Genomic DNA, 12,557 nt, shown 5'->3' on the forward strand with positions numbered 1-12,557 from the left:
TCTTCACTTTCACGCAGGCGAGTTTGTGCAGTCCGTTTAATATGGTATTGGCGTAACCAATAAATAAATATCAATAAAGCAAATGTACTATAAGCGGCTAAAGCATAAGGGGTCAGCCAAAACGGAGCATCAACCACAATTTCTATTTCATTGGCTTGTGACCAAGGTCCACCACGTACGCGGGACTGAACGCGCAAGCGATAGGAGCCAAAATCCAGATTGGTAAAGGTTGCCTGACGAATTCGGTTGGCAGCGTTTAACCATTGTTCTGATAAGCCTAACATCTGATAGCGGTATTCGAGCATATCGGGATTAAGGGCATTGATTTGGGCAAACTTGACTGAAAATGGTGAGTCTGAATTGCGCATCATTAATTTTTTGGTTTGAAATATTGGCTCATTGCTACGACTTTGATAGTCCTTATATGACATTGCCTGATTAAATAGCAGCAAGTCGGTAAACAATGGGGGAGGAGAAACTATTGCCGGCTGATCTTTATCCTTCTCTGGAGAAATAACCCAGATACCTTTGGTTCCGCCAGCTAAAACTAAGCCTGAAGAAGTAACAAGCAAGGCCCCTTCGTTAATATCATTTTTTTCCAAAACCTTTTGTGGAACATGATAATCCACTTTACCGGTTAGCATCGATAAACGGGTAATGGTGTTGCGGGTGGTAAACCAGATGGCATTACCCTGCTTTTGCATTGACATTACAATATCATTATTAATTAAGGAATTAAGTGCAGTTTCTTTGACTTGTTTATAGGTGTTTTTGTTTAGTTTAATGACTTCATTATTGGTGGATGACATCCAGAAATATTTATCACCTTCTACAATGGCACCAAATTGCGGATTATCCATTTGTAAGATAATGCGATTAACATTCCCAGTATCAATATTTAGCTGAAACAAACCAGTGTCCGAATTTAGCCATAAATTATTTTGACTATCGAGCAGTAACGGGGAGGCCGCTTTGAGCGTGTCGTCATTAAGTGGGTAGTTGGAGGATTTAAATGTCTTGGTGTCGATACTGGTAATACCTTGCTCCGTGTTGGCTAACCAGACTTTCCCTTTAAATAATTGAATATTGGCGATTAATGCTTCCGGTAAAATATGTTTTATCAGTTGCAAGTGATTCTGTTGATAAGCATAAACCCACACACCTTTATCGGTGGCTAGCCAGAGATGATCCTGAGGATCGATAGCAATATCCCAGATATTGGCCGGAAAATTATTCAGCAAATGGCTAAAGGTACCAGTGTCCGGATCAAACAGGTTAACGCCACCTGCTTGAGTTGCCACCCAAATTTGTCCCAGGCTAGACTCAGCAAACGCCCACACCATATCGTTAGACAGCGATGTGTCAATTTCCTTGATAGCACGATAATGTTTAATGGCCGAAGAGCGTGGATTGAATTTATGTAACCCCCCACCTAACGTGCTGACCCAAATGGATTGATTGGAATCGCGGAAAATTTTAAGGATATGGGTGTTTTTTAGTGATACGACATCTTGTAGTTTTTTGGTAATCGAAAAACTGGTTTGATTTTGATTATTAATCACAGTTAAACCGTTTTCAGTGCCCAGCCAGATTTCCCCATTTTTGTCGGTGGTTATGGTTCTGACCTTGTCGTAAACCAGCGCTGGGGTCGAATGAGTATTGTACTGATTGATCAGGTTACCTTTATCGTCTAAAACCAGCACGCCTAATTCCGTGGCTAACCAATAGTGATTATCAATTTTTTTCAGATCGTAAAGATAACGGGCATCAATGCGAATATGCCAAGGATTATTGCCATCGGTGAGGGAGTACATGACATTGCTGTGATTATCCAGCATATAAATACCATGTCCGTCAGTACCAAATAAACTTCTGTCAGCATCGGCAACGATCAGATTGATTTCCTGTGGCAACGGGGCGCCCTCGTATTCAATCTGATCAAATTTATTAGTGTCACTGTTGTAACTAAATAAACCGTTGGGATCGGCAATTAATAAATTACCTGAAGGGCCATTACCAATGGTGGTATTACTGCTAGCGTTGAGTTGACTGTTAGTTTTGCTATACGTGGTAAAATTATCTGTTTCGCGGTGATAGCGATATAAACCGCTGTTGGTAGTGACCCAAAGAACACCTTGGTTATCAATGTGCAGACGTAAAACTAATTTATCCGGAATACCATTGGGATTATCGGGATTAGACAAATAAGACTTAAACTCATAACCATCAAATCGGCTTAAACCACCTTCAGTGGCGAGCCACAAAAAACCTTGCTTATCTTCAACAATGTCACTGATGATATTTTGCGCCAGACTATCATTGGAAGAAAAATTTTCGAACTGTATCTCTGAAATACCAGCCACCGCGCGACTTTGCAGCAGCAAAGCACAGAAAGCTAGCAAACATAGAGTAGCAAAATGTTTGAATAAATGATTAATGCGCACTTAACACCTGTCGACAGTCTATGCCGTCGTATTATTATTTTAGACCTGAGTTCCTGTTTATATTGGTACTCAATACAAACAAGGGATTGGTATCAAGCCCCACACAGCCCAATCTACCGTAAAATGACGGGATTAAAAAGCCTAAAAATACGAATTAATGCGGGGGCAACGAAAAACCGTCGTTAGGGGATATAATATGCCTGTTTTTTAAACTCATTAATGCAGCGAATGGGGTCTCCGTGGGCTAAATCCAGCTCATCTCCATGACCTGAGCAATATAGTATCAATTCGCCAAAATTATTACGTTCAAGCATGTTTTGGCAAAATAGCTGAATTTGCTCTAAAGACAGTGCCATAATAAATTCTGCCAATTTTTGTTGCTGTTCAAATTGCCAATCCTTGTTTGCAATTGCAAGCCAGAGGCGCTGGCTTCGCATCGACAAGTTTTGATCTTTTTCGGTCAACTGTTTGGCGACAGAGTGTTTAAGATGCTGCCATCTTGACGTGGGGTAAGCTGATAATTGCTGTACGGATTGATGCAAAAATTGATGGATGGCGTCGACAAGGTTATTCACATCGGTATTCGGTGACTGGATATAGAACGCCATACCTGGATGTTGGTTGACCGGAAAATAACCTGTGCCTACCAGATAGCCTAATTGTTGCTCGGTGCGCAGTTGGTTAAAAAACGGACCTGCCCAAATTTGCTCAGCCAGAATGGTCATGGCAATGTCCGCGACTGATTCAGACGGGGATTGAAAATATATCACGACCGCCGCATCATCATCGACGTTATCCACTTTTAACACCGAACAGGGTAATTCTCGGATATCAACTACATGGCGGCTAATTTCATTACTTCGGGTGATGTTGGTTAACAATTTATCCTGCAGATAATGACCGAATTGCTGTCCCTGCGACATCGACCAGTTACCATGCATAAAAGCTTGTAAATGATAGCAACTTAACAGTTGTTCTTTAATTAATTCCACTTGAGCCAAGGACGATTGTTGAATAATCGGTACCATGTCGGCAGGCGAGTAGGCATTACGTTGCAATAATACGGATAGTTTGCTGAATAACAGATTGACCGGTTTATTCAACAGACTATTTTGGGTTGTGATCAACTGTTTATGTTTGACCTGATTAAAACGTTGCTCATCCAGTTGATGATTAAACAATTGTTTTATTAGTGTTTTGGTTAACAATTGCTGTTTTTCTGCAAAGCCACTGGTGTGCAGGGTAAAGCCTCCCTGATGAGGGTATAAATGAAAATTGAGCCCGGCTAATTCGGCTTGATAGTACGTTTCGTTCAGTTGTTCCTGTATTGTCGCTACCCACAAACGTTTAAGCGTGTTATTGCCAATGCCACCCTGGGAGAAAGGGCAGTCAAAAGATAGATAAATGTCTCCTTTGGGGAGTTGGAATTGTCTATCTTGCGCAAACCAGAAGTGCATATCTGCACCATCAATCATATGGATTGGTAAACCATTATTATCGTCACTTGCAATGATTGATGTGTCCGTCGTGACAAAAGGATTGGGCTCCGGTAAATGCAGTCGTTTTTGGATACCGGGTTGCCTCCAGCTTTGTAACCATTCGTCCGGGATTTTCTGTACTTGATAGGGGGTTTGGTACCATTGGGCAGACTGATTGGTTACAACTGTTGGCGCGATTAATTTAAGGCGCATATTGCCCGGTGTTAGTTGGGTTAACACTTGGTCAAAGCGCTGTGGATCATAAGTGTTTAACAGAATATCACCGGTTAATATGTGCTCTTGCTCAAAATGATGCAATTGAGCCGCTAAATGAGTCGCATAATCTATCGACTTGGTGGGTTCATGAAAATCCAGCGTGAGCTGATTGAGCTGTTTATTTTCATTAAAGCGCCATTCAGGTAAACCTTGTTGTTTAATCTGGTTAATATGATAAAAAATCACGTTAACAATTTGCTCTATCTGATGAATTCCCGGTTCAGTGAGCTGCAGATTAATATTGAAATCCTTAAAATTACTGCCTTGAATTCCTCCTCCTGCAGACAGATTAGTTGCCCAGTTCTGCTCTTTGAGAAACCACAGTAAACTACCTTGACCTTCATCACCGAGTAGGTAACTAATAATACTCAGCGGTTTACTAACAAAGTCAGCGGGGACATTATCTAGCGCAAATGTCAGGATCAGTCTTCGCGCGGTTTTGACTGGCTTTATCTGGATCATGATTCCCAAATCTTGCGGCCGGTATAATGGTGGAAGCGCTCTAACTGTTTTAGCTATCGGCTTAAAATCGTTAAAATATTGTTGAGCCAGTTGTTGTTGTTCGTCCAGTGAGTCAGGGCTAATTAAACACAGTGCCAGGTTTTGGCCGGCAAAATGCTGTTGATGTAAGCTGCTTAATGCTTGAATCAACTCATTAACAGGCAAGTTGCCTAAAGTTTGTTTATTGCCAACGGAGAACTTGCTAAATGGGTGTTGGGGATTACAGGTTTCTTTATGGACTTGATAGAGCCGGCGTAAGTCATCGTTACGCTTCATTTTAAATTCGGCATCAATGGATTCGATCTCATTACTGACCCGTTTTGAATCAAACAGTGGGGCTAACAACATGGCAGAAAAATGCTGTAGCGCCTCTTTGAAATATTCCGGATGGACATCAAAGTAAAAACTGGAATACTCCGTGCCGGTCCAGGCATTGATTTGGCCACCGTGCTGGGTAAGAAAGTCGTTTAAATGGTTGCTGGTTGGGTATTGCTGACAGCCCAAAAATAACATGTGCTCCATTAAATGGGCTAAACCCTGAATATTGTCAGGATCATCAAAATGTCCACAGGCCACGTTAACCGCGGCAGCACTTTTTTTACATTGAGAATCGTTGACTAAAAGTACCGTTATGCCATTTTCAAGTATAAAATGGCGATAATTGCGGTGGTCATATAAGCTTTTTATCAATCTGGCACCCAGCAGTTAAACGTGTGACAATGCAAGCATAACGCAATTTTATAGTTTGCGGATTTTTATCGACAGGTCGATAACAAAATACTCTTTAGAGTTTGAATAGAGCCAGATGAATTTATACATAATGCGTCACGGTGACGCGCAGCAATCTTCAGGCAAGGACAGCTTGCGGATATTAACGGCAAAAGGAATTACAGAGGCACTTACTGCAGGTCAGTGGTTATATCAATATGATAATCATATCCCTCTGGCGCTAGTTAGTCCCTATACTCGAACTCAACAGACCTTTGCCCAACTTAAGCAGAGTATGCCATTGGTACGGGATATCACCTGCGATGACCTCATCCCCGATGGTAATCCAGCCAGTGTACAGGATTTAGTTGATGGCATTTTACTGGATGCGCCGGATACCGAATCCATTTTAATGGTGAGTCATATGCCGTTGGTTTGTTATCTGGTCGATACCTTTACCGGCCAGCATGGTCCGTTATTTGCGACGGCGTCAATTATTCATATTGAATATGATCCCAGCACCCATAGGGGAGAATTAAAATATTGCTATCACGTTCCTTCTATTACTTAAATTACCAATGAAAAAACCGTTCATATTTTGCTGGTAGAGTCCGATAACCTTTTCGTGAGGAGAGGTTATGTCGAGCAAAAGTTTACCAGCGTATTTACAGGAAATTTTAGAGAACCATGTGGCGCAAGCACAGTTGACTCATGATGATGAGTTGCAGGATATTTTCGATCGTCTGGCGAAATTAAATGAAAATGTTGAAAAGCTAAAAGCGGTCATTCAGGCTAAAAAGCTCGGCAGAACCCATTGATTTAGCCAACGTTAAGGGTGACCATACCGAGTTAACGCTTATCATTAAAGTTCCGACTGGGATGGCCTTACATAGAATTCAGGCATAATACGCACTGTTTTGACCATATTATCGGTAATTTCTACAATCTCAATGGGGTAACCCGCCAATCTGAAACTGATATTGGTTTCGGGAATTTCTTCTAAAAATTCAATAATTAATCCGTTTAGGGTTTTAGGCCCTTCGGTAGGCAGTTCCCAATCCATTTCCTTGTTTAGATCTCGGATATTGGCCGAACCATCAAGTAAAATGCTGCCATCCGGCTGAATATGCACATCTTTACTATGGGAGGTTTGCATATTGGTCGTAAAGTCACCGACAATCTCTTCGAGTATATCTTCCAGTGTCACTAAGCCCTGAATATCGCCATATTCATCGACCACCAAGCCGATGCGTTCTTTGGCATTCTGAAATTTAACCATCAAGGTATTCAGTGGCGTTGACTCGGGCGTAAAGTAAATCTCTCTTACCGCGCGCAACAAGGTCGCCTTGCTGAACTGATCTTTGGATAACAACCGCAACGCATCGCGCAAATGTACAAAGCCCACGGCATCGTCAATGGTGTCACGATAGAGTAATACGCGTGTGTGTTGGGAATGGGTTAGTTGTTTTTGAATGTCCTTCCAGTCACTATTAATATCAATAGAGACAATTTCATTGCGTGGCACCATAATGTCTTCAGCAGTGACTTTTTCCAGTTCAAAAATACTTTTCAGCATTTCCTGGTGTTGTTTGGGGATCATGACACCCGCTTCATGTACAACAGTGCGCAATTCTTCCTTACTAAGATTATGCCCGTCATTATTTCTGGGGCTAATACGGAAGATGGCCAAAATACCATTAGTAATACCGTTAACAATGTATACCAGCGGGTATAAAACGAATAATAAAGGTAAAAGGATCAAGGAACTTGGGAACGATATTCTTTCTGGATACAGTGCCGCCAGTGTTTTTGGTGTGACTTCCGCAAAGACCAAAATAATAAGGGTGAGTATAAACGTCGCAATGACAATACCGGTATCGCCGTATAATCGCATACCAATAATTGTCGCGATAGCCGAGGCGGCAATATTCACCAGATTGTTACCAATCAGAATAAGACCAATTAAGCGATCAGGACGTCTGAGAAGCTCATTAACACGTTTAGCGCCAGCATGGTTTTGTTTAACCAGATGTTTAAGTCGATAACGATTTATCGTCATCATTCCAGTTTCAGAACTTGAAAAAAAAGCAGAAATGAAAACTAAAATGGCCAGAATGATCAACAGGCCGCTGGTGGATATTTCGTCCAACTAAAAAAGTCCTATGTAATTAATTTATAAACGTTTTTGAATTATTTATTGAGCAAAAGCGATTATAACCGAAACGCCATTATATCTAAAACCGGCCTAAAATCACTTCTTTAACAAAGCGACTGCCAAAATAAGCTAACGTCAATAGTATGGCGCCCACAATTGTCGAGGCGACAACCCGCTTTCCTCGCCAGCCATAGCGGTAGTGGCCAATTAATACAGCAACATAAATTAACCATGCCATGCAAGATAAAACGGTTTTGTGTGCCTGACTTTTCGCCAGCATATTATCAAGGAAAAAGAAGCCGCTAAGTAATGACAGAGTTAACAATATCGTGCCAATCAATAAGAGCTTGAATAATACCGCTTCCACTCTCATTAGTGGGGGCAGTGAAGAATGCAACAAAGAGGCTTGACGGTGCTTTAAACGGTAATTGATATAGCTCAATTGCAATGCATACAAAAAAGCGATCATCAAACAGCCATAGGCCATTAAGGCAATGGTAATATGGCTAATCAATGCCGGTTTCATCTGCAAGTACATTATATGATGCGCGGGCAACGTCCATTGCAACACGATTACCAAAGCGCTAAAGCCATAGACCATAGGCAATAACAACGCGCTGGAAAGCGAGAAAGAAGCTAATGTCATACTGACACTAATCAACCAGGCAATTAATGAAGCAACATTGGTCATACTCATATCTTGGCCAGGTTGCAGAAAAATAGTGGTGGTCAGTAAATATAAATGCGCGACCAATGCAATAACGGCAAATAACGCGGCGAGTTTGTGTTGTGGGCCTTGGTGGTGGAATAAACGTGCAGAAATGGCTCCCGCGGCCGCCAGATACATTGTAATTACTAAAAGATTAAGCCAGAACATCCACACAAATCCATAAGTTAAATTGCATTGTGTTTATAACCTGTCGCCTATCGATAACGCAAGTATTGCGACCGTTAACAATTGATCATTGTAATAAAAACACGCTTACCGGCTTGCTTGGTTCTTATCTGCCACAAGTTTCGTTATAATCCCCGGTAATTATTTGAAGGTAAGTAAATTATATGTTTGAAAATCTTTCCGATCGTTTGGGTAAAACCCTAAAAAACATAAGCGGACGCGGCCGTCTTACTGAAGACAATATTAAAGATACCTTGCGTGAAGTGCGCATGGCCTTGTTAGAAGCCGACGTTGCTTTGCCGGTGGTGCGTGAATTTATCGCTAAAGTGAAAGAGCGGGCGGTGGGTGCCGAAGTCACCAAAGCCTTAAGCCCAGGGCAAGTCTTTATTAAAATTGTCCAGTCTGAACTTGAAGCCGTAATGGGCTCTGCTAATGAATCGCTTAATTTAGCCGCTCAACCTCCGGCAGTGGTATTAATGGCCGGTTTGCAAGGGGCGGGTAAAACCACCAGTGTAGGTAAGCTGGCACGTTTATTAAAAGAACGTGAAAAGAAAAAAGTATTAGTCGTCAGTGCCGACGTTTATCGTCCTGCGGCAATCAAACAGCTTGAAACACTGGCCAGCGAAGTGGGGGTAGAATTTTTTCCATCGGATCTGAGCCAAAAGCCGGTAGCAATTGTTGAATCCGCGATAGCCCACGCTAAAAAGCAATTTTTTGATGTGTTGTTGGTCGATACTGCCGGTCGTTTGCATGTTGATCAGGACATGATGGCGGAAATTCAGGCCCTGCACAAAGCGGTTAACCCAGTTGAAACCCTGTTTGTAGTCGATGCTATGACCGGCCAGGATGCTGCCAATACGGCCAACGCCTTTAATGAATCACTGCCGCTAACCGGTGTGATCCTGACCAAAGCCGACGGCGATGCCCGTGGTGGTGCTGCGTTGTCGGTACGCCAGATCACCGGTAAACCGATTAAATTTATCGGTATGGGTGAAAAGACCGATGCATTGGAACCTTTCCATCCAGAGCGAATTGCCAGCCGTATATTAGGCATGGGTGATGTGCTTAGTCTTATCGAGGAAGTGGAACGAAAAGTCGATAAAGACAAAGCCCAGAAAATGGCCAAGAAAATCCAGAAAGGCAAAGGTTTTGACCTGCAGGATTTTAAAGAGCAACTGGAACAGATGCGCAATATGGGCGGCATGATGTCGATGATGGACAAGCTGCCCGGCATGGGCAATATGACCGCGCAAATCAAGGAAAAGGCCAACGATAAATCCTTTAACCAGATGGAAGCGATTATCAACTCCATGACGCCGGGTGAAAGACAACGGCCGGATATTATTAAAGGCTCGCGCAAACGCCGAATTGCTGCCGGTTCCGGTACCCAGATTCAGGACGTCAACCGTCTGTTGAAACAATTTACCCAAATGCAAAAAATGATGAAGAAAATGACCGGTGGCGGTATGGGTAAAATGATGCAAAAAATGAAAGGCATGAAAGGGATGATGCCACCAGGCGGCGGAATGGGCGGCCCAGGCGGGATGTTTCCTCCCAGATAATTAGCCTGTTTATTCTGATTAATAAAGCCAACGTACTGTTGGCTTTATTGTTTTTTGGCTGTGCCAACGGCATCCATGCCTTTTTTCGTGCCGCATCCTTGCGGCCCCCCCTTTTGGAAACACCCAAAAGGGGTGAAAAGGTGTACTGCTCCGCTAACTTTTTTAACGCAGCTAAATCAACAGGCTAATTCTCGAACCGGCGCGAGGTAGAGTTCCTTCAAAGCACGCGCCTTTGCAAAACGTCCCTGTTTTGCCATTCGAGAGCCTGATGATTGTTCTGCTAAAAGTTAGAGTCGCGGGTTAAAACCAAAACCGGTCGCAGGCTCACTGGGAGTCATTGTGTCTATTTTTTTTAACTGCTTAACAGGTCGATGTATTAGCGACTATAACTTTCCCGGTTGGGAAGAGGGCTTGTCGAATGGCCGAACAGGACGTTCGGACAAGGCCGGTTTCTTACATGGATGTTACATCCGGCCATTTCGACATTAAAGCCAACTTCTCAGGCGGAATCAGAAAGTTAGTGGAGCGAGAGGACTTTTGGGTACTTTGCGTCCTTGAAAAGTGCCTAGCTCGCAGGGATGCGAGTTACAAATGTCAGGGATGACAGTTGGCGAAGCCAATAAAAATATTTTTTAAAGCTTTTGGTGCGGCTGGCATTTTTTCTGGATTCCGGCTTAAAAAACTACCGGAAGGACATGTTTGAAATCGTTGGCGCAGCCAACAAAATAAACGTTTTTTCTTTGCTCTGCCCAGAATAAGCAAAAATATCCCGCGAAGCGGCTATTAATCTGCTTTTTACCTTGCAAAACCCCCGATTATCAGTAGAATACTGCGGCCTTCGATCCAGGTCGAAGGTATAAGTTAACGTTAGCGCTACGGGTGATTTTGTTCTTCAGGGAGTTCTTCGGAATTCGAAGGCTCATCGGAGCGAGATACCCACAACGAGTTTAGAGGCATAACAATGGTTACTATTCGTTTACAGCGTGGTGGCGCCAAAAAGGCTCCATTTTATCAAGTAGTAGTTGCAGACAGCCGTCGCGCACGTGATGGTCGTTTTATCGAGAAAATCGGTTTCTTTAACCCAACTGCTCAAGGTCAGGAAGAAAGATTACGTCTTGATCTTGACCGCGTAGAACACTGGGTTGGTAATGGCGCAGGCCTTTCCGACCGTGTGAAGCGTTTGGTTAAAGATGCAAAAGCTGCTGCTTAATAACAGCAAAGAGGTGTAGGAGTGAGTAACGCGTCTGATACTCTGGTTGTTGGTCAGTTTGGTGCACCACATGGTGTGCAGGGCTGGTTGAGGATCACATCCTATACCGATGATTTAACTGGTATTTTTGATTATTCACCGTGGTTTGTAGAGCAGGGTGGACAAATTAAAACCTATCAGGTTGAACAATGGCGTAAGCAAAATAAAGGCGTCGTGGCCAAGATTGTAGGGATCGATAATCGCGATCAGGCTGATTTGTTAAAGAATCTGCCTATTTCGATTAAAGCCGAGCAACTACCAGAATTGGCTGAAGATGAATTTTATTGGCGTGACCTGATTGGTATGCAGGTAATAACCGAACAAGGTTATAACCTGGGTAACGTGAAGGAGTTGTTTGAAACCGGCTCTAACGATGTACTGTTAGTGCAGGCGAATCACAATGATGCTTTTGGTCAAAAAGAAAGAATGATCCCCTATTTACAATCTCAAGTTGTTAAATCGGTGGATCGTGAGGCGAAAACCATACAGGTGGATTGGGATCCATCGTTCTGATGGCGTCAACGCGTTGGTTTGGTTTGGTCAGTTTATTTCCTGAAATGTTTCAGGCATTTACTGAGCAGGGTGTAACCGGCAGAGCCGTTAAGAATGAATTGTTAAAGGTCGAGTTTTTTAATCCAAGAGACTTTACCCACGACAAGCACCGTACTGTCGATGATCGGCCCTACGGTGGAGGACCTGGCATGCTAATGATGGTTCAGCCATTAACAGACGCAATTCACGCGGCCAAAAAGGCAGCGGGAAACCAAGCAAAGGTGATTTACCTGTCACCACAGGGAAAAAAACTGGATCAGCAAGGCGTTAAACAGTTGTCTGAAAATGACAATTTGATTTTAGTCGCCGGACGCTATGAAGGCATTGACGAACGGGTCATACAAGCCGAAGTCGACGAAGAATGGTCGATTGGCGATTATGTACTGAGCGGCGGTGAACTTCCGGCCATGATCCTGATGGACGCAATAGCGCGCTATGTTCCGGGAGTACTGGGGCATGAACAATCTGCCGAGCAAGATTCATTTAATGATGGCTTGCTGGATTGTCCGCACTATACCCGTCCGGAAGATCTAAACGGTCAGTTGGTTCCTGGGGTGTTATTAAGTGGTAATCACCAAAAAATTAGACAGTGGCGGTTAAAACAGTCGTTAGGCAGAACCTGGCAACGACGCCCTGAATTATTAAATTCTCTGGCTCTGACTGAGGAGCAGCAACAATTGTTGAATGAGTTTCAACAAGAGTTACTGCAGCAAGATGACAGTTAACCAGAAAGTGAG

Annotated in this window: 10 protein-coding genes; 6 read left to right on the forward strand and 4 right to left on the reverse strand. The window is 43.1% G+C overall.

The window, feature by feature from the left end; translation table 11 throughout:
- Both ACTD55_RS17195 and ACTD55_RS17200 read right to left on the reverse strand, forming a co-directional pair.
- A partial coding sequence (locus tag ACTD55_RS17195; RefSeq protein ID WP_438865566.1) for a ligand-binding sensor domain-containing protein occupies positions 1 to 2,444 on the reverse strand: 2,444 nt, incomplete at its 3' end.
- Between the two features lie 182 nt (positions 2,445 to 2,626).
- On the reverse strand, positions 2,627 to 5,389 hold the full coding sequence (locus ACTD55_RS17200) for an insulinase family protein (RefSeq protein ID WP_438865567.1): 2,763 nt from the start codon (positions 5,387 to 5,389) through the stop codon (positions 2,627 to 2,629).
- Between the two features lie 115 nt (positions 5,390 to 5,504).
- Here ACTD55_RS17200 and sixA point away from each other — a divergent pair, with 115 nt between their 5' ends.
- Both sixA and ACTD55_RS17210 read left to right on the forward strand, forming a co-directional pair.
- Positions 5,505 to 5,978, forward strand: coding sequence for a phosphohistidine phosphatase SixA (gene sixA, locus ACTD55_RS17205; protein WP_438865568.1), 474 nt, complete (start codon positions 5,505 to 5,507; stop codon positions 5,976 to 5,978).
- Positions 5,979 to 6,045: 67 nt separating this feature from the next.
- On the forward strand, positions 6,046 to 6,225 hold the full coding sequence (locus tag ACTD55_RS17210) for a hypothetical protein (protein ID WP_438865569.1): 180 nt from the start codon (positions 6,046 to 6,048) through the stop codon (positions 6,223 to 6,225).
- A gap of 44 nt (positions 6,226 to 6,269) precedes the next feature.
- Here the strand turns inward: ACTD55_RS17210 and ACTD55_RS17215 are convergent, their stop codons facing one another.
- Together ACTD55_RS17215 and ACTD55_RS17220 are read right to left on the reverse strand one after the other, a co-directional pair.
- On the reverse strand, positions 6,270 to 7,556 hold the full coding sequence (locus ACTD55_RS17215; RefSeq protein WP_438865570.1) for an HlyC/CorC family transporter: 1,287 nt from the start codon (positions 7,554 to 7,556) through the stop codon (positions 6,270 to 6,272).
- 85 nt (positions 7,557 to 7,641) lie between these two features.
- Complete coding sequence (locus tag ACTD55_RS17220; protein ID WP_438865571.1) at positions 7,642 to 8,409, reverse strand: cytochrome C assembly family protein; 768 nt, start codon at positions 8,407 to 8,409, stop codon at positions 7,642 to 7,644.
- 212 nt (positions 8,410 to 8,621) lie between these two features.
- Between ACTD55_RS17220 and ffh the strand changes: the two genes are divergently transcribed.
- The 4 genes from ffh to trmD all read left to right on the forward strand — a co-directional run bounded on the left by ffh (position 8,622) and on the right by trmD (position 12,545).
- Positions 8,622 to 10,019, forward strand: a complete 1,398-nt coding sequence (ffh, locus tag ACTD55_RS17225; protein ID WP_438865572.1) for a signal recognition particle protein — start codon at positions 8,622 to 8,624, stop codon at positions 10,017 to 10,019.
- Between the two features lie 961 nt (positions 10,020 to 10,980).
- Positions 10,981 to 11,229: a 30S ribosomal protein S16 gene (gene rpsP, locus ACTD55_RS17230; protein ID WP_416308234.1), complete on the forward strand. Its 249-nt coding sequence runs from the start codon at positions 10,981 to 10,983 to the stop codon at positions 11,227 to 11,229.
- 21 nt (positions 11,230 to 11,250) lie between these two features.
- Complete coding sequence (rimM, locus tag ACTD55_RS17235; RefSeq protein ID WP_438865573.1) at positions 11,251 to 11,781, forward strand: ribosome maturation factor RimM; 531 nt, start codon at positions 11,251 to 11,253, stop codon at positions 11,779 to 11,781.
- Positions 11,781 to 12,545, forward strand: a complete 765-nt coding sequence (trmD, locus tag ACTD55_RS17240; protein ID WP_438865574.1) for a tRNA (guanosine(37)-N1)-methyltransferase TrmD — start codon at positions 11,781 to 11,783, stop codon at positions 12,543 to 12,545. The genes rimM and trmD overlap by 1 nt, the downstream gene beginning before the upstream one ends.
- The last annotated feature ends 12 nt before the right edge of the window (positions 12,546 to 12,557 follow it).

Origin of the sequence: Neptunicella sp., assembly GCF_048268085.1 — a bacterium.
In the GTDB taxonomy this organism is placed as follows: Bacteria; Pseudomonadota; Gammaproteobacteria; order Enterobacterales; family Alteromonadaceae; genus Neptunicella.